This is a genomic window from Qipengyuania atrilutea (assembly GCF_013370205.1).
Lineage (GTDB): Bacteria > Pseudomonadota > Alphaproteobacteria > Sphingomonadales > Sphingomonadaceae > Actirhodobacter > Actirhodobacter atriluteus.
On sequence record NZ_JABWGV010000004.1, the window covers coordinates 150,943 to 170,102 of the forward strand.

The window sequence follows — 19,160 nt, forward strand, 5'->3', positions numbered from 1 at the left end:
CCCGCCAGGTGATCCTGTGCGGGGGCTCTCCTCTCCAACCGGTAAGGCGCCGGGTCAGGCTGCGCTGGGCGCTGCCTCCCTTACGCCGGCATCGACATGCGTTTCGAACTGCGCGAAATTGTCGATGAAGAGTTGCACCAGCTTGGCCGCGGTGCGGTCGTATTCTTCGCCATCGTCCCAGGTCGAGCGCGGATCGAGGATCGCGCTGTCGACGCCGGGGCACGAAACCGGCACGTCGAAGCCGAAATTCGGGTCCTTGCGGTATTCGGCCTCGTTCAGCGAACCATCGAGCGCAGCGTTGAGCAGAGCGCGAGTCGCCTTGATCGGCATGCGGCTGCCAGTGCCGTACTTGCCGCCGGTCCAGCCGGTGTTGACGAGCCAGCACTGCGCGCCGCCTTCCGCGATGCGCTTCTTCAGAAGGTTACCGTAGACGCTCGGATGGCGCGGCATGAAGGGCGCGCCGAAGCAGGTGCTGAAGGTCGCCTCGGGTTCGGTCACGCCGATTTCGGTGCCAGCGACCTTCGCCGTGTAGCCCGACAGGAAGTGATACATCGCCTGGTCGGGCGTCAGCCGCGCGATCGGAGGCAGCACGCCGAACGCATCGGCGGTCAGCATGATGACCGTCGAGGGCGGCGGGCCCATGTTCTCTTCGCTGGTGTTGGGGATCGACGACAGCGGGTAGGCGCCGCGGGTATTCTCTGCGAGGCTGTTGTCATCGAGATCGATCTCGCCGTTCTCGTCCATCACCACGTTTTCGAGGACCGTGCCCTCCATCTTCGTGGTGGCGTAGATTTCCGGCTCTGCCTCGGGATCGAGGCGAATCATCTTGGCGTAGCAGCCGCCTTCGAAGTTGAAGACCGCGGTGTCGGACCAGCCGTGCTCGTCGTCGCCGATCAGCGTGCGGCTCGCATCGGCGCTGAGCGTGGTCTTGCCCGTGCCCGACAGGCCGAAGAACACCGCGCTCTTGCCGTCGGGGCCGATATTGGCCGAGCAATGCATCGGCATCACGCTCTTGGGCGGCAGCAGGTAGTTGAGGACGCCGAACACGCTCTTCTTCATTTCGCCAGCATATTCGGTGCCGCCGATGAGGATCAGCTTTTCCGAAAGGTTCACGGCGATCACCGTTTCGCTGCGCGTTCCGTGCCGCTCCGGATCGGCCTTGAAGCTCGGCAGATCGACGATGGTGTATTCTGGCGTGAAACCGTCCAACTCCTCGGCCGTCGGGCGCACCAGCATCGTGCGGATGAACTGGTTGTGCCAGGCGAGTTCGTTGATGACGCGCACCTTTACCCGGTGTTCCGGCTGCGAGCCGCCGAACAGGTCGGCCACGTAGAGCTTCTCGCGCTTCCCGAGGGCCGCCATGAAATCTTCCTTCAGCGCTGCGAAATGCTCCGGGCTCATCGAGGCATTGTTGTCCCACCATACCGTGTCTTCGGTTTCGCCGTCGCGGACGATGAACTTGTCTTTCGCGCTACGCCCCGTGTGCTTGCCCGTTTCGACGACCAGCGGGCCGCCCTTGGCGCGGCGACCTTCGCCGTTCGCAAGCGCCGCCTCGGTCAGCTTGTCGGAAGACAGGTTGGCGAAGATTTTGGCGTCGGTCGCAATGCCCTGATCGGCCAGGGAAACGGAAAGATCGGCGGTCACGTAAAAGCTCCTTACGGACAGTGAACGGGGGCCGGTTCGCTACGCAAATTACGGCCTTGCCGTAGCAGTGCATACGAATGCGCGGTATGCCCTGCCTCTAGCTCCGGCGCTGCCGCGCGTCAAATGCGTTTGTGCGGCTCCATACCTTCAAAAATGTACCGAATATGATCGGTTTATGCTTAAAATTGTTAAGACCTGCCCGTTCCCGCCCGCCGCCCGCCCCACGCGTTGTTTCGCGCCGCGAATCGCGCTAGGTCCACGCCGATGAACGACCCGCACACGCCTGACCCGATTTCGCGGACCGAGCCGCATGCCGCGCCGGACCATGCGCCGGCAGCGGACAAGACGGTCATCGCGCTGGTCGACGATGACCGCAACATCCTCACCACGGTGTCGATCGCGCTGCAGTCGGAAGGCTATTCGACGCGCGTCTATTCGGACGGGGAGACGGCTCTCAAGGCGCTGGTCGAAAACCCGCCCGATCTGGCCGTGTTCGACATCAAGATGCCGCGCATGGACGGGCTCGAACTGCTGCGGCAGCTGCGCGAGCGCTCCGCCCTTCCCGTCATATTCCTGACCAGCAAGGATCACGAGCAGGACGAGGAAACCGGCCTCGAAATGGGCGCGGACGATTACATCGCCAAACCCTTCAGCCTGCGGTTGCTCTCCGCACGCATCAAGGCAGTGCTTCGCCGCGCGGAAGCCCGGCTTCCCGGGAGCGGCGGGACTACCGAGCAGACGGGCATGCAGGACGAGGCGGAGCCGCTGGCGCGCGGGCGGCTGTTCATGGACCCCGAGCGGCATTACGTCACCTGGGACGGCAATCCCGTTTCGCTCACCGTGACCGAGTTCCTGCTGCTCGAAGCCCTTGCCGCGCGTCCCGGCGTCATCAAGTCGCGCAACCAACTGATGGACGCGGCCTACCCCGACGACATGTTCGTGGACGACCGCACGGTCGATAGCCACATCAAGCGGATGCGCCGCAAGTTTCGCGCCGTCGACCGCGAGTTTTCCGCCATCGAGACCCTCTACGGCGCCGGCTACAGCTACACGGACGGCTGAATTTGAAGCCTTTCGAACGCAGAGATGTACTGGTCGGCGACCCGCGGCTCGACAAGCTGCGATGGTCGCGCCGCCTCTCGCTCACCAGCCGCATCCTGTTCGTCAACATCCTGCCGCTGCTGGTGTTCGGCGGGGGCCTCATCTACCTCGACAGCTACCGCAAGCAGCTGCTCGACGAGCGGTTCAAGCTCGCGCTGATCGAGGCGCAGATCACTGCGGAGGCGCTGGCCGGCGCGACGCCCGAACGCCAGGAAGCGCTGCTGATCCAGATCGGCAAGGAACAGCGGCTGCGCCTCCGGGTCTACGATGCCGACGGCAAGCTGGAGGCCGACAGCTTCCAGCTCGCGTCGCCCTCCTTCACGATCGGCACGGCGGATGCCGGGGGGAGCAAGCAGCATTTCGAACGCTCGCTCGACAAGGCGTTCGACTGGCTGGTGGATGCTGAACCGCTGCCCGATTACGTCGAGCCGGTGCTGGACGATGCGCAGGACTGGCCCGAACTGCGGCGTGCGCGCGAGGAGAACCTGACGCAGATCGTGCTGCGCGACGCGCCCGACGGCAGCCACGTCATCACCGCCGCCGCGCCGGTCGGCCTCGACGGCGAGACTTTGCTGACGACGCGCAATCCGGTCGACATCACGCAGGCGGTCCGCGAGGCGCGCCAAACCGTCGCCTTCATCGTGTTTCTTGTCCTGACGACCTCGACCCTGCTGTCGCTGTTCCTCGCCCGGACCATCGTGCTTCCGCTGCGCGAGCTGGTGCGTGCCGCCATCCGTGTGCGCCAGGGCCGCGAGCGTCTGGTCGAAGTGCCGCGCCTGCCCGACCGGCGCGACGAGATCGGTCTGCTCGCCCGCGCCATCTCCGACATGTCGAGTGCGCTTCGCCAGCGGATAGACGCGGTCGAGAGCTTTGCCGCCGATGTGGCGCACGAGATCAAGAACCCCCTCGCCTCTTTGCGCAGCGCGCTGGAATCGCTCGCCAAGGTGGAAGACCCGCAGCTTCGCAAGCAGCTGAGCGAGATCGCGGAACATGACGTGCGGCGCATCAGCCGCCTCGTCACCGAAATCTCCGACGCAAGCCGGATCGATGCGGAACTGTCGCGTGCGACCTTCGAGCCGGTGGACATGCACAAGCTGGCCGAAAATATCATCGCAGCCCGCCGGACCCGCGGGGAGAACCGCGGCTGCACTGTCGAGCTCGAAGTGAGCGGCCGCAACCACGTGGTGAACGGCGTTCCGGCGCGGCTTGAGCGGGTTATCGAGAACCTGATCGACAACGCCGTGTCGTTCTCTCCCGAGGGCGGCCTCGTCAGCCTCGACCTCACCGATACCGACGGGATGGTCGAATTGACCGTTTGCGACAACGGGCCGGGTATTCCTGAGGAAGCGCGCGAGAAAGTGTTCACCCGTTTCCACTCCGACCGACCCGAGGACGAGGATTTCGGCAATCACTCCGGCCTCGGCCTCGCTATCGCGCGCACCATCTGTGAAGCGCATGACGGCGCACTGAGCGCCCATGCGCGAGCCGACGGAGAAAGCGGCGCCTGTTTCCTGATTGCGCTGCCCAAGGTTCCGCAAAGTGGCTGACACCGAGCGCCTGCGCCTGAACGTATCGGCGGTGGCGATCGACGGGCGCGCGCTGATCCTAACCGGCAAGCCCGGAAGCGGCAAGAGCACACTGGCGCTGCAGTTGATCGACAGGGGCGCGACGCTTATCGGCGACGACGGCGTGGCCGAAGTATCGCGCGGCGGATCGCCGGTTGCCGCGCCTCCCGCACAGCAGCGCGGCGCGCTTGAAATACGCGGAGTCGGTCTCGTCACGCTGACCGTGACCGAAGCGCCTGCCGCGCTGGTCCTGGTGCTGGACGAAACGCCCGAGCGGCTTCCCGACACTTTGGCTGAGGAATGCTGGGCCGGCATCGCCGTACCGCGCCTGCCGTTCGATCCCAACGCCCCCGCCGCCGCGCTGCGCGCCGAACACGCGCTGCGTAAATTCGCGCGGGCGTGCATCCGCGAACTTTGATTTCTCGTACACCGGAGGACGATAGACTTTGCGCGCGGCGCGATCCTGCGGCATTCAGGAGATCGATGACGGACAATTCGACACATGAGAACGACGAAGCTGCGCTAAGCTCTGCCGCGGGTACGCAGCGCATTCTTTTTGTCACCGGCCTGTCCGGCGCAGGCAAGACCACCGCTTTGCAGGAACTGGAAGACATGGGCTGGGAGATTCTCGACAATTTCCCCGTCAGGCTTCTCAACGGGCTGATCGGCGCGGAGGCGGAATTCCACGCCCCGCTCGCGATCGGTTTCGATACGCGGACGCGCGGCTTCGTGCCCTTCGACGTCGGCGAACTTGCCGCCGAACTCGGCGCGCGCGAGGACATCGACCTTACCACCATGTTCCTCGACTGCGCCAGCGGCGAACTGGAGCGGCGCTATAACGAAACGCGGCGGCGGCATCCGATGGCGCGCGGGCGCCCGGTCCTCGAAGGGATCAAGTCGGAACGCGAACTGCTCGAACCGCTGCGCGGCCGTGCGGACCTCGTGGTCGATACGACGGACCTTTCCACCAACCAGTTGCAGCAGGTGGTGCGCGACCGCTTCGCCCAAACCGGCGATGCGCCGATGACCATCACGGTATCGAGCTTCGGGTTTGCGCGAGGAATGCCGCCGCTATCCGACCTCGTCTTCGACATGCGGTTTCTCGACAATCCGCACTGGATCGCCTCCCTACGCGAGCAGACGGGGCTCGACGCGCCGGTTGGCGAGCACATCCGCGCGGACGAGGCGTTTGAGCCCGCTTTCACGCGCATCCGCGACCTCGTTCTGGAACTCGTCCCCCGTTACAGCGCGCAGGGCCGCGGCTATCTCAACATCGCGTTCGGCTGTACCGGAGGGAGACATCGCAGCGTTTTCACCGCGGAGACCATGGCGCAAGCCTTGCGTGACGCGGGATTTTCGCCCACGGTCATCCACCGCAATCTCGGCACGAAACCCGCCGATGCGATCGAAGGATCATAAGGAAGCAAGCGCGGGCATCAGACGGCGAAAACGCTGCGAAACCGCTGCAACGCAGGTTGAACGAACATTGCATAACCCCCGAATGAATACGGCCCGCGCCGGAATGGACACCGCTCCATGATCGGCCTCATCCTCGTCACGCACGGCAAGCTGGCCGAGACGTTTCTGGAAGCGATGGAGCACGTGGTCGGCCCGCAGGAACAGATGCACACGATCTGCATCGAACCGAACGACGACATGGAACAGCGGCGCGACGAGATCGCGAGCGCGATCGGCAAGGTCGATACCGGCAGCGGCGCGATCATCCTGACCGACCTGTTCGGCGGTACGCCGTCCAACCTGGCGATTTCGTTACTCGATGCAGGCCGGGTGGAGGTGATCGCGGGCATCAACCTGCCGATGCTGATCCGCCTTGCTTCCTCGCGCAAGGCCATGCCGCTGACCGAAGCCCTGTTTGCAGCGCGCGATGCGGGCCGCAACTACATCACGGTCGCTTCGGAATTCCTTGGGCAGGAAATCCCCTCGGGCAAGAACAAGGCGGTGTCTTGAGCGGCTCTGGCCAGGATACGGTCAGCCGCGAGGTGACGATCGTCAACCAACGCGGCCTCCATGCGCGGGCGAGCGCCAAGTTCGTCGGCATGGTCGCCGCTCTGCCCGACGGCTACACGGTCGAGGTCGAGAAAGACGGCAACCGGGCCGCGGGCGGCTCGATCCTCGGGTTGATGATGCTCGGCGCGGCAAAGGGCAACGAAGTGACGCTGCACGTCGCCGGCCCCGAAGCGGAACGCGTAATGGACGAACTCTACACACTCGTCGCGGGCGGTTTCGGCGAGGAATGATGCAGCCGGGCATGCGCCGCGAGATCACCGGCTTTTCCAATCCCACCGTCAAATATCTGCGCTCGCTGCGCGAAAAGAAGCATCGGAAGCAGGCGCGCCAGTTCCTTGCCGAAGGACTTCGGCTGTTGACCGACGCGCGCGAAAGCGGCCGCGTCCCCGAAACGCTCGTCCTGTCGACCGCGCGCGATGCGCACCCGCTGCTGACTGCATTGGAAGAGGCGGTGCTCGCCGCGCGCGGCGAAGTGATCGAGACGACGCCCGACATTCTCGCCAAGATCACCGGCAAGGACAATCCGCAGGCAATCGCGGGCGTCTTCGCCGAGTTCGATACTTCGCTGGAAACGATCGAGCGGGACGCAGCGCCCATCTGGCTGGTCGCGCAGGCGCTGCGCGATCCGGGCAACCTCGGCACGATGCTGCGGACCGGCGATGCCATCGGAGCGGGCGGCCTCATCCTAGTGGACGACTGCGCCGACCCGTTCAGCGTCGAAGCGGTTCGCGCCAGCATGGGCGCAATCTTCACGCAGAGGTTGGTGCAGGCGCGCTGGGACGAATTCGTAAGCTGGCTGCGCGGCGGAAGCGGCCAGCTCGTCGCCGCCTCGCTGCGCAATGCCGTGCCCTATCGCGGTGCGCCCTATGCGGCGCCGTGCTTCGTGCTCGTCGGCAACGAATCGCAAGGGCTGCCCGAAGCCTACGAAGCTGCGTGCGACCTGCGCGTCACCATGCCGATGAAAGGCCGCGCCGACAGTCTCAATGCCGCAGTTGCTGCCGCGGTGCTCGGCTACGAGGTATTGGCGAGCCTGTAGAATTAAGAGCCGGCGGACTACTCCGCCGCTTCGCGTTCTTCCGCGCCGTCGCCGTCCTCGGCAAAGTTCGCGAGCCGGCGGGGCTGGTGGCCGATAGGGAGCGCTTCGGCCAGATCCTTGGCCGAAGTGTCGATGCTCAGTTCCTCGAACCGCTCTCCCGTCCGGCGCAGGTTCGTATCGAAGCTGCCGACCAGCTTGTCGAAATGCGAGTTGGTCGACGCGAGGCTCTTGCGCAGCGCCCCCATGTGCCCGGCCACCACCGCGAGCCGGTCGTATAGCTCCTTGCCCAGTGCCGCGATTTCCTGTGCGTCGGCCTGCACGCCTGCTTGCCGCCAGACCGTGCTGACAGTGAGCGCGATCGACATGAAGTTGAGCGGGCTCGACAACACGATCTGCTTCTTCAGCGCATAGTCGAGCAGGCCGCCGTCCTGCGTCAGCGCGGCGTAGAGCACGTGCTCGCCGGGCACGAACATCACGACGAAATCGGCGGAACCCTCGACGAAATCCTGGTATCGCTTGGCGGAAAGCTCGTCGATATGCGTGCGCAGTTCGCGCACATGGCTGCGAAGCAATTCGTGCCGCTCTTCCTCGCTTTCGGCCTCGTTCGCCCGCGCATAGGTGTTGAACACGTTCTTCACGTCGACGACGAGCCTGCGCCCGCCCGGAATGTTGATTACCGCATCGGGGCGCAGGATATTGCTGTCGTCGCCGCGCACGCTGACCTGAAAGTTGAAGTCGGCCTTATCGTATAGCCCGCAACTTTCGAGCAGATTGGCAAGTTGGAGTTCGCCCCAGTCGCCCCGCGCCTTGGTCGCGCCGCGCAGGGTCGTGGTGATGCGGTTCGCGCCTTCCATGACGCGCTCCTGCCCCTCGCGCACCTGCCCGATGACGCCGTAAAGCCGCTCGAATTCGCCTGCGCGGTTCTTCTCCAGCTCCTCGACCCGCTTGCGGTAACGCTCCAGCGTTTCTCCGACCGGCCCGACCTTCTTTTCGAGCTCGGCAAGGCTTTCCCTGTTGAGCGTCGTCAGATGCGACTGCGCCCCTTCGAGGAAGCGCGTGCGCGCCCCGTCGAGCATCTTCTCGCCGATCTCGTTGAACTTCGCCTGCAGCTTTTCCTCGGCTTCGACGAGGCGCGCCAGCTCGCGTTCGAAATGCTTCTCCCGCTCTGCGTAGCGATCTTCGAGCGCTTTCTCGCGCGCTTCCGCCCCGGACTTGAGTTCCGCAAGATCGTTCGCGACCCGCGCGTGTTCGCCGCGCAGGCGCTCGACCGTCGTTTCATGCGCGCTGCGCGTGTCGCGCAGTTCCGCCGCTAGGCTATCGGCGCGCAAGGCGCGTTCCTTCGCGGCTTCGAGTTCGGCGAAGGTCTTCAGAAATTTCGCATCAAGCTCCCGCGCTTCGCCGTCGCGTTCGGCAAAACGATTCTTCCAGTCCGCCACCGGGCGTGAACCGGCGAACCAGCCGATGAGGCCGCCGATCAGCAGGGCGACGATGGCGAGAATTGCGATGCCTGTATCCATGCGCGGGAACATAGCCGGAACGCGCTCGCCCCGCTACCGCCAATCGCGTCCCGCCCCGGAACAATCCACGGCTTTTGCGCGCTCCCCTAGCAGAAGGAGAATTGCATTATGTCCATCAAGGAAATGATTTCCGAACACCCGCAGGTCGGCGCGGATTACAACGAACAGCTTGGCGAAGCGATCAAGCACGCGATGTACTGCGCGGCGATCACGAACAGCTGCGCCGATGCATGCAGCGCCGAGGAAAGCGACATGCGCGCATGCATTCGCGCGTGCCTGGATGCCTCGGACATCTGCACCGCAACCTACCGCATGGCGAGCCGCCGGACCTCGGGCAATGTCGGCCTCATCGAACAGATGCTGCGGACCTGCATCGCGGCGTGCGAGCGCTGCCTCGACGAGTGCGAGAAGCACGACAACGCGCATTGCAAGCGCTGCGCGCGCATGTGCCGCGAAACCGCCGACGATTGCCTGAAGGCACTCAACGGAATGCGGCAGGCTGCGTAAGTCTTGCGAAGTCAGGCGGCGGGCAAACGAGCTCGCCGCCTCTCATATTTAGCGATTGAGAAGCTGGACCCCGGATCAAGTCCGGGGTGACGTTTAGGCTGCTCTACGCAGCTTATCGAGCTTCTTCAGCGCCATCTGCCGCTTCAGACGGCTTAGATGGTCGATGAAGAGAATGCCTTCGAGATGGTCCATCTCGTGCTGGATGCACGTGGCCATCATGCCGGTCAGGTCTTCCTCGTGCGTGTTGCCCTCGAGGTCCTGATAGCGCACGCGGCACGCCGAGGGGCGGTCCACGTCGGCGTAGATCTCGGGGACCGACAGGCAGCCTTCCTGATAGGTCGTCAGATCGTCCGAAGGATCGAGAATTTCCGGGTTCACGAAGATGCGCGGATCGTTCTTCACCGGCTGATGCGTATGCGCATGGCCGTCGTGGTCGCACGGGACCGGCTCGGCGTCCTCGTCCGGCTCCTGCAAATCGATGACGAGAATGCGCTTGGGAACGCCGATCTGGATCGCGGCGAGGCCGATGCCGTTCGCGTCGTACATCGTTTCGAACATGTCTTCGGCAAGCGTCTTAAGGTCCGCATCGAACTCGGTCACCGGCTCGGAAACGGTCTTCAGGCGCGGATCGGGCGCTTCGATAATCGTGTGAATGGTCATGGCTGGCTAGATAGTCTTAAGAAGCTGACTATTCAATTAGCGAAGCTACCCCAACGGCCTCCGCGCGCGAAGCGCCTGCGCCAAAGTGCCCTCGTCGAGGTAATCGAGCTCGCCGCCCACCGGCAGTCCGTGGGCAAGCTGCGTGATGCGGACCGGCAGGTCCTCCATTCGCTCGGCGATGTAATGCGCGGTCGTCTGGCCTTCCAGCGTGGCGTTCATGGCGAGCACGACCTCGTCGGTTCCCCCCTCGCGCACCCGTTCGAGCAGTTCGGCGATACGCAAGTCCTCGGGCCGGACGCCGTCGAGTGCAGACAGCTTTCCGCCGAGCACGTGATAGGTTCCGGTGAACAGCCGCGCACGGTCGAGCGCCCACAGGTCCGCCACATCCTCGACCACGCAGATGGAGCGCGCATCGCGGCGCGGATCGGCGCAGATGCCGCAGGGATCGCTGGTGTCGACATTGCCGCAGATGCTGCATTCGACGAGCGTTTCGCGGACCTTTTCCAGCGCTTCGACCAGCTGCGGCAGCGCGTTGTCGCGGCGCTTCACCAGCCACAGCACCGCCCGGCGCGCGCTGCGGGGCCCGAGGCCGGGCATCCGGGCGAGCGCGGCGGCCAGCGTTTCGATCTCTTGCGATGCCATGCCCTCACAGATAGGGCGCGATGCACGAACACGAAAGGGTCACGGAACCGCTATGCGCATCGTCTTCATGGGAACGCCCAATTTCGCGGTGCCGACGCTGCGCGCGCTTCACGGCGCGGCACACGAGATCGCGGCGGTCTACACCCAGCCGCCGCGCAAGGCGGGCCGGGGCAAGAAGCTGCAGGCCTCGCCGGTCCAGAAAGAAGCGGAGGCGCTGGGGCTGGAGGTTCGCTCACCCGAAACTTTGCGCGCCGAGGACGTACAGGCTGCGCTCGCCGCTCTTGAACCCGATATCGCGGTCGTCGCGGCCTACGGTCTGATTTTGCCGCAAAAGGTGCTCGATATTCCGAAGCACGGCTGCCTCAACGTCCATGCCAGCCTTTTGCCCGCGTGGCGCGGTGCGGCGCCGATCCAGCGCAGCATCCTGGCAGGCGACACGGTTACCGGAATTACCATCATGCAGATGGAAAAGGGGCTCGATACCGGACCGATCCTCGCCATGGCGCGCACGCCAATCGACGACAAGACGGCAGGCGAACTGACCGAGGAACTGGCCGAAATGGGCGCGCAGCTGATGGTCGGCACGCTGCGCGATCTCGCGATTCACCGCCCGATCGCGCAGGACGACAAGGAAGCGACCCACGCGCCCAAGATCGACAAGGCGGAAAGCCGCATCGACTGGACCGCGGGCGCGCGCGCGATCGAGCGGCAGGTGCGCGCTTTTGCGCCCAAGCCGGGCGCCTGGTTCGAACTGGACGGAGAGCGGGTGCGCGTGCTCGAAGCGCAGGTGATCGGGCGAGAGGGCAAGCCGGCGACGACGCTCGACGACGAGCTCACTATCGCCTGCGGCTATGCCGCGATTCGCCCCACACGCATCCAGCGCGCCGGCAAACCTGCGATGGACGTCGCCGATTTTCTGCGCGGCAAACCGATTGCGGCGGGGACGCGGGTGCATTGACCCGCTTCGCGCTCACGCTCGAATTCGACGGCGGCCCTTTCCAGGGGCTTCAGCGCCAGAGCCACGGGCCGAGCGTTCAGCAGACCCTCGAGGAAGCGGTCGAGGCGGTCACCGGCGAACAGGTCACGCTCCATTCGGCGGGCCGTACCGACAGCGGGGTCCACGCGCTCGCGATGCGCAGCCACTGCGATATCGAGAAGGACATTGCCCCGTTCCGGCTGATGGAGGCGCTCAATGCCAAGATGCGCCCCCTCCCCGTCGCGGTCACGCAGTGCGAGCCGGTCGCGGATGACTGGCACGCCCGCTTTTCCTGCACCGGTCGCCGCTACATCTACCGGATCGTCAACCGGCGCGCGCCGCTGACGCTCGACAAGGGGCGGGCGTGGCGCATCGGGCAGGAAGTCGATGCCGAGGCGATGCACCGCGCGGCGCAGGCGCTGGTGGGACGGCACGACTTCACCACGTTCCGCTCCGCTCATTGTCAGGCGAAGGACCCGGTCAAGACCATCGACTGGCTGGACGTCGCGCGCGACGGCGAACTCGTCACGGTCTACGCCGCGGCGCGCAGCTTCCTTCACCATCAGGTCCGCAGCATGGTCGGCTGCCTCGCGCTGGTCGGGATGGGCCGCTGGGAAGAGGAGCGGATCGCGCAAGCCCTCGCTGCACGCGATAGGCAGCAACTCGGTCTCAACGCGCCGGCGCACGGACTGTACTTTGCAGAGGCGATTTACCCCGATTGAAGCGCCGCCGGCTCCCGCTCGGTGCAGTTGTGGACGCTTAGACCCCTTCTCGGTACGCTTGTAACCAAACCGGCGAGCACATAGGCAAACGCCGCAAACAGGAGATGACGATGACGACCACCGGAAAGCAGATTTTCACGACCCTCGACCCAAACGGCGCGCTGACGGTGGAGGTTGCCGAAAGCGAGTTTCGCGATCCGACCGGCAATCAGGTCCTTGTCAAGATGGAGGCCGCGCCGATCAATCCCAGCGACCTTGCGCTGCTGTTCGGCCCAGCCGATCTCGAAAGCGCCGAATATTCGGACGGCAAGGTCGTCGCGCAAATGCCCGAGCCGTTCCTCTCCGGCGCGAAGGGACGCCACGGCAAGCGGATGCCGGTCGGTAACGAGGGCGCGGGCACGGTCGTCGCCGCGGGTGACGGTGAGGCCGCGCAGGCGCTGATAGGGCAGCGGGTCGCCTGCGTTCCCGGGACCGCCTTCAGCCAGTATGCGTTGGCGGACGCAGCCATGTGCCTGCCGCTGGGCGACAATTCGGCGGAAGACGGCGCGAGCGCCTTCGTCAATCCGATGACCGCGCTGGGCTTCGTCGAAACCGCGAAAATGGAAGGCCAGAACGCTATCGTCCATTCCGCTGCCGCGTCGAACCTCGGACAGATGCTCAACCGCATCTGCCAGGAAGACGGCATGGGCCTCGTCAATATCGTGCGGAAGCAGGAGCAGGTCGATCTGCTGAAAGGGCTCGGCGCGAGCCACGTGGTCAATTCCTCGGACGATGATTTCATGCACCAGCTTCGTAGCGCGATCGACGAGACCGACGCCTATTTCGGCTTCGATCCGATCGGCGGCGGCAAGACGGTCGACACCGTGTTCAAGGCGATGGAGCAGGTCGCGGTCGGCAAGATGAGCGAATATTCGCGCTATGGCTCGAACCAGCAGAAGAAGATGTACATCTACGGCCGCCTCGACCTCGGCCCGACGATCCTGACGCCGTCCTATGGATTCGGCTGGACGCTGTCGGGCTGGCTGCTGACCCCGTTCCTGCAGCAGGCCGGAATGGAAACGGCAGCCCGGATGCGCAAGAGGGTGCTCGACAACATCACCACGACTTTCGCCAGCAATTACAAGCGCAAGGTGACGCTCGAAGAAATGCTGACGAAGAATGCTGCAACCGAATATGCCGCGATGAAGACAGGCGAGAAATACCTCGTTACGCCTTGGGGTTGAGCTGAGCGAACCGGTAACGGGCGGCGGCAATCAGCGCCGCCCGAATTCGTCCTGCACCCGCACCGGGTCGCTGATCCCGTTGGCGAGACAGACTTGTGCCAGGATGCGCGCCTTCGCCGGACCGAGCGCGCGCGCCGCGACGAAGCCCGCCGCATCGTCTTCGGGTTCGCGGTCGACGAGACCCTCGTCCACTCGGCTAGAGCGAACGACCAGCACGCCCCGCTTCGCGGCCTCCGCGAGTGCATCGCGGATCGCGCGCGGCGCGTTGCCTTCGCCGAAGCCTGCGAGAACGATGCCCTGCGCCTCTCCGGCAAGCGCCGAGGTTATGTCGGAGACGGGCATACCGGCATAGGCATGGAGGATCGGAACGCGCGGCATGGTGTCCGTAAGCGTATAACGCGCCCGCTCACCGACGCGCCACGGCGGTCCGAACCATTCGAGCGAGGTCGGCGTCACGTGCCCGATCGCGCCGCGGGGAAAGCCGCGAAAGCTGTCCGTCCCGCTAGTCACCGCTTTCCTCGCATCGCGGGCGGCGAACACGCGGTCGCTCATAACCAGCACCACCCCGCGTCCCGCAGCCTCGGAATCGCCTGCCACGCGCACCCCATTGGCGAAGTTCCTCAGTCCGTCGCTGCCCACCGCATCGGCGGGGCGCATGGCGCCCACCAGCACCACCGGCTTCGCGCTCGGCAGCGTCAGGTCGAGCAGGAAGGCGGTCTCCTCCGCCGTATCGGTCCCGTGCGTGATGATGATGCCGGCGCAGTCGGGGTCGTCCATTCCGTCGAGCACCGCCTGATGGAGCGTGCGCCATAACTCCGGCCCGATATCCTCGCTACCGATATTGGCGAGTTGCCTACCGCTGAGCCGCCCCGGCAAATTGAGCTTTGCCACTTCGCGCAGGAAATCCTCGATGCCGATCTGCCCGGGGCGGTAGTCGCGCCGCGTTGCCGAGCCGGCCGTGCCGACGATCGTGCCGCCGGTCGCGAGGACGAGGATGTGTTGCTGCGCCATGACCGGCGCTCTACCGCGAGGGGCGCACCGTGCAATTCATTTTGCGTTGATTTACGCGGCGCGCTCGCTAGAAGCGCCACTTCCGAATACGGATTCGGGCGATTAGCTCAGTTGGTAGAGCATCTCGTTTACACCGAGAGGGTCGGCAGTTCGAGCCTGTCATCGCCCACCAGTATTTCCGCCATTTTTGGCCCATGTACGAACCGAACCGATGTGTACCGCAGTACATCAAAACTCGGTCGCATCGCTCGCATCGCGCATAAACGTGGGGCTGTACCGGGCGTAAACCTGCTCGGTCATTCGCAGCGAAGTGTGCGCCAGGTACTGGCTTATCAACTGCATGGGCACGTTGTCCTGCGCCATCCAAACCGCGCACGTATGCCGGAAGGTGTGCGGCGAGAACGGGATGCCTGCTCTCGAGCTCAAACGCTGGATCGCCTTCTTTACCGAGCCGACCGGCTTGCCAGCGTATTCTATTACGTGTCCGGTCATCGCTGCCGGCTGCGCCTCGAGCAAAGCGGATCGAGCTCGATTGTTCATGGGAACCACGTTGCGGCGCTTGTTCGTTTGAATGCGTCCCGGTGGCCGGAAGTCGATCAATCCCTGTTCGAAGTTCACCCGTTCCCAAGTCAGATCGAGTATCGCACCTGCTCGAGCTCCAGTTGCTAGAGCGAGAACGACAAACAGCTTGATATGCGGCGTGTCGATCAGATCTACGATCATCGCCGCCTGTTCTTTCGTCAGCCAATGGTCTCGAGCTCGAGACGCGGGCGCAATCCAGATATTCGGAGCACTCGCACCGTACCGATGGCGTAGGCAGGCTCTTAGGAGCTCGAGGTCTGTCTTTATCGTGCTGTCCGCATACTCGAGGCGTTTCCGCTCTCGGTAATAGCTGCGGCAATCCTCTCGAGTTATCTCGCTGCCGATCCGCTTGCCGAATGTCGGCTCGAGCGCGGTCCAGTGAGACTTGAAACGGTCTGCTCGAGCTCCATCCGCTATCCGGTCTTTCACATAGACAGGCCACAAGTCTTCTACCCGGTCGCTTTTCGCTGCGTTGAGGCGTTCCCAAATCTGCCTGCCGATTGCTTCGGCTCGTCGTTCGTCAGCCGTGCCAGTCGTGATTCTTCGCGGGTGTTTTCGTCCCGGCTCTCGCCATGTGACTGCGAGCTTATCTCTGTGCCATGTGAGGGTGTATTCTGACACTCGTACCGATCGACTTCTGCTGCCGGAATGCGAATCAGCTTCCCGAGCCTGAAGCCCGCCAGTTCGCCAGCGTGGTACATAAGGCGTACTTTCTCAGCGGAGCAACCCCAGCGTGCGGCCAGCGTCTCTGGCGAGTATGGTCGAGCCGCAGTCACTCTCCCCTCCTTGACCGAATAGCTGCGATACAAAGAGCGAGCGGTAAAGTGGAACCCCATGCGTTGACGGTGTTGCTGGGCCAGTTGATTTCGCAGCGCCCACGATTGTCAGCCCATCTCTCTAATTCTACATGATACCCCTCCGGCACGAGCGACATGGCTGCATCTAGCGATGACGAATAGCGCATCCCGTCCATCATGTAGTCGGCACGGAACGCGGCTTCCTTCGCGCTAATTTTGGCACCTTCGTGATAAGCCTTCAGCGCCTTCTCGTCGGCAACAAGCGCGAGCCAAATCTCCGCATCCAGTTCCCTACTACCCTCGGTAGCCTGTTCCAGCTTGTTGGTTAGGCCAGCGCTCATTGTCCGCGCTCCAGTTCGCGGCGGACTTGGGAGCGTTCGGAATGTGCCACAATACGGAAGTCGAAAGCAAATGGCGTAGGCAACCAATCAACGCACGGCTCGTCATCCTTGGCGTTGCAGACCGGGCACTCAGCGATAGTCTTGGGATCGGTCATTGTCCCGTATCTCCCTGTGTATTGAGGTTGCGCAGGCGATCTTTCCGCGCGTTATCGAATTGCAAGTCTAGCGGGATCGCTTTGCCCTCAGCGGAAACGAACATTCCCATACCGGCAGCGATAAGCTCGTGCGCCGATTTCATGCCAGCCACTTCGTCATCGCGTCCGGTAAGGTCGCCTACTGCGCGGGGCGGATGGTCGCGGACATAGGTTTCAGCAGCGCAGGCGGCATCATAGCGACCCAGTAGGTAGGCAAGGCCCCGTTCATTCTCCAGCGCCTCCACTACATCAGGTGTAGGGGAACGGAGAGCGGCTAGGATGCGGTCACGAAGAGACTTGTCGATGACGAACTGAGGCGGCGCATCTACCGGTCGCAACTGAGCGTGGTTCACGTTCATGCATTTCGCCAACTCGTCAGCCAGCTCTTGTGCTTTAGTATTCATATGACCTCTCAAATCAGGGGTGGGTTCGGGCGATGCCTTTACAGGCCCGCGCTGCCACGGCTTCGCCGCTCAACCGGCTGCGCCGTTTTCGGCCAAGCTGGCATCGCTATCGCAAGGAACCGCCTTCAATTCAGCGAGTTTTGCGCGTAGTTCTTTCAGCTGCTTGTTTTTCTTCTCAAGCTGCTGATTGGCGCACGTAAGATGGTGCTTTAAAGTGCGATACTTCTTGCTCATCGCGTCTTCGGGCGTTTCTTCGCCCAAATCAGCAATACGCCTCGTCACCCAACTCATTGCAATATGTATGTAGCCGAGCTTCCGCGCCATTCCTAAAGCCGCATCCGGATTAACCAGTTTAACGCTCGCAATCTGAGTGTGCAGATCAAACGATGTATCTTTCAAGGCTTTGAACCAAGTCTTAAGAATATCAATGTCGGTTTCGGCAGCGACCATTTCGCGGTCTAATTCATCTTCTACTTCGGTGCGCTCGTAATAAACTTGCATGACCTCGTTCCTTATTTAAGCTGCTTGCTCGGTGAGCATTTCGGGATCGGCCCCTAGCGCCTCGGTGAGCAGGGCCATCGTTTCGGTGTAAAGCTGCTCGAACTCGGCTTTCGGCATGGATGCGTAAGCCATCGAATGCGGGATCTTCGTCACCTCGCCGGTGAGCGCGCTAACGTGATCGTCGTAGCGATTCAGGGCGATCAGAATGTCCCGCCGCAGGTGTTCGGTGCTGGTCCAGCGTCCGGTTGCTTCGACCACGTTGTTAAGCACGGCAAAATACTTCGCGTGCTGGCGTGGATTGCGCGGCGCCCATATCTCCAAGAACGCGCTATCGCCCTCGCCCACCTCGGACAGCACCTCGCGCCCATCGCGACTGGCAGGAACGAAGGTAAGCCCAACGCGGCGGAATAGTCCCTTGCCCTTCATGCTGCGCGCTCCCGCTGCACAAGCCGGATTTCGGAAGCCTTCGGGCTAGCCTTTGCGAAAGCGTCCGCCATTTCAGCCATGCTGAAACCGTGGAACGCCTCAAACGCAATCTCGCCAACACGGTGCTGGTGCGAGTGACATTCACGGCAGAGGCTTATCGTGCGGAAGTCATCCGGCCTTTGCCCTATGCCCGCACCGCTACCAATGCGAACGTGAGCAACCTCAATTGCCGCAGTCGATTGGCACGCACAGCAAGCATGGCTGCGGACGAAGTTGCAGTGCGCCTGCGAACGCCAGCGAGTTGCTCGCTTCGGCTTCTTCGGTATGCGTGGCGGTAAGGCCATGATCTATCCTTTCCGGGGCGACCCGAAAGCCGCCCCTTCCGGTTGTGGATGGGGTTCAGAAGGGCGGATCTTCTTCCGGCCAGTCGTTCGCGCGCTCGCTCGCCTGCTGCCGGTCGTTCTGTGCCGACTGGTAGCGGTCGCCTTGGGCGTCCTTCTGCTTAAACTTGAGCGCCTGGTACTTGTTGCCGTTGCGGTCTTCGTTCGTCCAAGCGTCCACCCAGTATTCGACACCGCCGATCAGCGCCGAGCCTTTCGCGTGCGGGTGGGTGTCCTTTTCGCGGCGGTCGTTCTTGAAGAGCGACCCGCTGTCCGGTTTCTGTTCGTATGCCATTATGCTGCTTTCTGTTGCAGGTAGCGGGCTTCAAGGTCCGCTACGGTTTCATCCAGTTCGGTGAGGAACTTGGCGATCTCGGCTTCCATTTCGGCAGCGAGATCCACGTCCAGCTCAATGCGCTCGATATGCAGCGCCATTTCGTCGGGCAGCCGGTCATCGAACGACACGAAGTCGCACCACTTGCGGCCCGTGCAGAGCATTTGCAGGTGCATTTGCTTGACGTAGCGGTCATCGACCTTGCCGCCGCGAAGGGTGGCAATATGCGTGGCGGTGTTCGGCACCTTGATTTCGACAAGGCCGTCTTCGCCTACGAGGCCGTCAGGTGATGCTCCGCACATTGCGATCGACGGGTGCGGCGTGAAGCCGGTTTCCGTGACAGTGTTGCCGGTGTGGAACTCGTACATCGCCCGCGCCTGCGCTTCGAGGTCAATGCCCCGCTGCATGGCTGCGTTGATATAGCCTTCCTCGCGAGCGCCTGTCAGACGTTCCGCGACCAGCTGCGCCATGTAGTTCGCCCGCGATGCCGAATAGCCGAGAACACCATTAACCGAGCAGAATACGCTGCCACGCGGGCGAACCACGACAAGGCGCTGCTGGAGATTACC

Annotated in this window: 26 protein-coding genes and 1 tRNA gene; 12 read left to right on the forward strand and 15 right to left on the reverse strand. The window is 63.5% G+C overall.

Annotation, left to right across the window (positions count from 1 at the left end; genetic code table 11):
* Positions 1 to 54 precede the first annotated feature (54 nt).
* Positions 55 to 1,644: a phosphoenolpyruvate carboxykinase gene (locus tag HUV48_RS11850; protein WP_176268001.1), complete on the reverse strand. Its 1,590-nt coding sequence runs from the start codon at positions 1,642 to 1,644 to the stop codon at positions 55 to 57.
* A gap of 264 nt (positions 1,645 to 1,908) precedes the next feature.
* On the opposite strand from HUV48_RS11850, the gene HUV48_RS11855 reads away from it, so the two are divergent.
* The 7 genes from HUV48_RS11855 to HUV48_RS11885 all read left to right on the forward strand — a co-directional run bounded on the left by HUV48_RS11855 (position 1,909) and on the right by HUV48_RS11885 (position 7,374).
* Positions 1,909 to 2,706, forward strand: a complete 798-nt coding sequence (locus HUV48_RS11855) for a response regulator transcription factor (protein ID WP_176268002.1) — start codon at positions 1,909 to 1,911, stop codon at positions 2,704 to 2,706.
* Positions 2,707 to 2,708: 2 nt separating this feature from the next.
* A complete protein-coding gene (locus HUV48_RS11860) occupies positions 2,709 to 4,292 on the forward strand; it encodes a sensor histidine kinase (RefSeq protein ID WP_225871670.1) in 1,584 nt (527 codons plus the stop codon).
* Entirely contained in the window at positions 4,285 to 4,728 is a 444-nt protein-coding gene (locus tag HUV48_RS11865; protein WP_318656097.1) for an HPr kinase/phosphorylase, read from the forward strand. The genes HUV48_RS11860 and HUV48_RS11865 overlap by 8 nt, the downstream gene beginning before the upstream one ends.
* A gap of 65 nt (positions 4,729 to 4,793) precedes the next feature.
* A complete protein-coding gene (rapZ, locus tag HUV48_RS11870) occupies positions 4,794 to 5,729 on the forward strand; it encodes an RNase adapter RapZ (protein ID WP_176268003.1) in 936 nt (311 codons plus the stop codon).
* A 117-nt stretch (positions 5,730 to 5,846) separates the two neighbouring features.
* A complete protein-coding gene (locus HUV48_RS11875) occupies positions 5,847 to 6,278 on the forward strand; it encodes a PTS sugar transporter subunit IIA (RefSeq protein WP_176268004.1) in 432 nt (143 codons plus the stop codon).
* The gene (locus HUV48_RS11880) at positions 6,275 to 6,568 is read left to right on the forward strand and encodes an HPr family phosphocarrier protein (protein ID WP_176268005.1); all 294 of its coding nucleotides are present in this window, start codon (positions 6,275 to 6,277) and stop codon (positions 6,566 to 6,568) included. Before HUV48_RS11875 ends, HUV48_RS11880 begins: the two co-directional genes overlap by 4 nt.
* Positions 6,565 to 7,374, forward strand: a complete 810-nt coding sequence (locus HUV48_RS11885; RefSeq protein WP_225871671.1) for a TrmH family RNA methyltransferase — start codon at positions 6,565 to 6,567, stop codon at positions 7,372 to 7,374. The genes HUV48_RS11880 and HUV48_RS11885 overlap by 4 nt, the downstream gene beginning before the upstream one ends.
* Before the next feature lie 17 nt (positions 7,375 to 7,391).
* Here the strand turns inward: HUV48_RS11885 and HUV48_RS11890 are convergent, their stop codons facing one another.
* Positions 7,392 to 8,891 carry a DNA recombination protein RmuC gene (locus HUV48_RS11890; protein WP_176268006.1) on the reverse strand — a complete coding sequence of 500 codons (1,500 nt, stop codon included), beginning with the start codon at positions 8,889 to 8,891 and terminating at the stop codon, positions 7,392 to 7,394.
* A gap of 108 nt (positions 8,892 to 8,999) precedes the next feature.
* On the opposite strand from HUV48_RS11890, the gene HUV48_RS11895 reads away from it, so the two are divergent.
* The gene (locus HUV48_RS11895) at positions 9,000 to 9,398 is read left to right on the forward strand and encodes a four-helix bundle copper-binding protein (protein WP_176268007.1); all 399 of its coding nucleotides are present in this window, start codon (positions 9,000 to 9,002) and stop codon (positions 9,396 to 9,398) included.
* A gap of 93 nt (positions 9,399 to 9,491) precedes the next feature.
* On the opposite strand, the gene def is transcribed toward HUV48_RS11895, so the two are convergent.
* Positions 9,492 to 10,058 (reverse strand): peptide deformylase, encoded by a 567-nt coding sequence (gene def / locus HUV48_RS11900; protein WP_176268008.1) that lies wholly within the window; start codon positions 10,056 to 10,058, stop codon positions 9,492 to 9,494.
* 45 nt (positions 10,059 to 10,103) lie between these two features.
* Complete coding sequence (gene recR, locus HUV48_RS11905; RefSeq protein WP_176268009.1) at positions 10,104 to 10,700, reverse strand: recombination mediator RecR; 597 nt, start codon at positions 10,698 to 10,700, stop codon at positions 10,104 to 10,106.
* Between the two features lie 52 nt (positions 10,701 to 10,752).
* Between recR and fmt the strand changes: the two genes are divergently transcribed.
* The 3 genes from fmt (at position 10,753) to HUV48_RS11920 (ending at position 13,621) form a co-directional block, all read left to right on the forward strand.
* On the forward strand, positions 10,753 to 11,658 hold the full coding sequence (gene fmt, locus HUV48_RS11910; protein ID WP_176268042.1) for a methionyl-tRNA formyltransferase: 906 nt from the start codon (positions 10,753 to 10,755) through the stop codon (positions 11,656 to 11,658).
* Positions 11,655 to 12,398 (forward strand): tRNA pseudouridine(38-40) synthase TruA, encoded by a 744-nt coding sequence (gene truA / locus HUV48_RS11915; RefSeq protein ID WP_176268010.1) that lies wholly within the window; start codon positions 11,655 to 11,657, stop codon positions 12,396 to 12,398. The genes fmt and truA overlap by 4 nt, the downstream gene beginning before the upstream one ends.
* Before the next feature lie 110 nt (positions 12,399 to 12,508).
* Entirely contained in the window at positions 12,509 to 13,621 is a 1,113-nt protein-coding gene (locus HUV48_RS11920; RefSeq protein WP_176268011.1) for a zinc-binding dehydrogenase, read from the forward strand.
* Between the two features lie 30 nt (positions 13,622 to 13,651).
* Here the strand turns inward: HUV48_RS11920 and HUV48_RS11925 are convergent, their stop codons facing one another.
* Complete coding sequence (locus HUV48_RS11925; RefSeq protein WP_176268012.1) at positions 13,652 to 14,632, reverse strand: asparaginase; 981 nt, start codon at positions 14,630 to 14,632, stop codon at positions 13,652 to 13,654.
* Between the two features lie 96 nt (positions 14,633 to 14,728).
* On the opposite strand from HUV48_RS11925, the gene HUV48_RS11930 reads away from it, so the two are divergent.
* Positions 14,729 to 14,804: transfer RNA gene (locus HUV48_RS11930), tRNA-Val, on the forward strand.
* Between the two features lie 56 nt (positions 14,805 to 14,860).
* Here the strand turns inward: HUV48_RS11930 and HUV48_RS14405 are convergent.
* The 10 genes from HUV48_RS14405 to HUV48_RS11980 all read right to left on the reverse strand — a co-directional run.
* Positions 14,861 to 15,643 carry a tyrosine-type recombinase/integrase gene (locus HUV48_RS14405; protein WP_404799934.1) on the reverse strand — a complete coding sequence of 261 codons (783 nt, stop codon included), beginning with the start codon at positions 15,641 to 15,643 and terminating at the stop codon, positions 14,861 to 14,863.
* A 20-nt stretch (positions 15,644 to 15,663) separates the two neighbouring features.
* Complete coding sequence (locus HUV48_RS14690) at positions 15,664 to 16,050, reverse strand: excisionase family DNA-binding protein (RefSeq protein WP_225871673.1); 387 nt, start codon at positions 16,048 to 16,050, stop codon at positions 15,664 to 15,666.
* On the reverse strand, positions 15,987 to 16,352 hold the full coding sequence (locus HUV48_RS11945; protein ID WP_176268015.1) for a hypothetical protein: 366 nt from the start codon (positions 16,350 to 16,352) through the stop codon (positions 15,987 to 15,989). Before HUV48_RS11945 ends, HUV48_RS14690 begins: the two co-directional genes overlap by 64 nt.
* Positions 16,349 to 16,507: a hypothetical protein gene (locus HUV48_RS11950; protein ID WP_176268016.1), complete on the reverse strand. Its 159-nt coding sequence runs from the start codon at positions 16,505 to 16,507 to the stop codon at positions 16,349 to 16,351. Before HUV48_RS11950 ends, HUV48_RS11945 begins: the two co-directional genes overlap by 4 nt.
* Complete coding sequence (locus tag HUV48_RS11955; RefSeq protein WP_176268017.1) at positions 16,504 to 16,950, reverse strand: hypothetical protein; 447 nt, start codon at positions 16,948 to 16,950, stop codon at positions 16,504 to 16,506. Before HUV48_RS11955 ends, HUV48_RS11950 begins: the two co-directional genes overlap by 4 nt.
* Positions 16,951 to 17,019: 69 nt before the next feature.
* Positions 17,020 to 17,451, reverse strand: coding sequence for a hypothetical protein (locus HUV48_RS11960; protein WP_176268018.1), 432 nt, complete (start codon positions 17,449 to 17,451; stop codon positions 17,020 to 17,022).
* A 15-nt stretch (positions 17,452 to 17,466) separates the two neighbouring features.
* The gene (locus HUV48_RS11965; protein ID WP_176268019.1) at positions 17,467 to 17,877 is read right to left on the reverse strand and encodes a hypothetical protein; all 411 of its coding nucleotides are present in this window, start codon (positions 17,875 to 17,877) and stop codon (positions 17,467 to 17,469) included.
* Positions 17,874 to 18,221 carry a DUF968 domain-containing protein gene (locus tag HUV48_RS14730; protein ID WP_176268020.1) on the reverse strand — a complete coding sequence of 116 codons (348 nt, stop codon included), beginning with the start codon at positions 18,219 to 18,221 and terminating at the stop codon, positions 17,874 to 17,876. The genes HUV48_RS11965 and HUV48_RS14730 overlap by 4 nt, the downstream gene beginning before the upstream one ends.
* 55 nt (positions 18,222 to 18,276) lie before the next feature.
* Positions 18,277 to 18,552: a hypothetical protein gene (locus HUV48_RS11975; RefSeq protein WP_176268021.1), complete on the reverse strand. Its 276-nt coding sequence runs from the start codon at positions 18,550 to 18,552 to the stop codon at positions 18,277 to 18,279.
* The coding region (locus HUV48_RS11980; protein WP_217906797.1) for a lambda exonuclease family protein at positions 18,552 to 19,160 on the reverse strand (609 nt) is incomplete at its 5' end. The genes HUV48_RS11980 and HUV48_RS11975, both read right to left, overlap by 1 nt.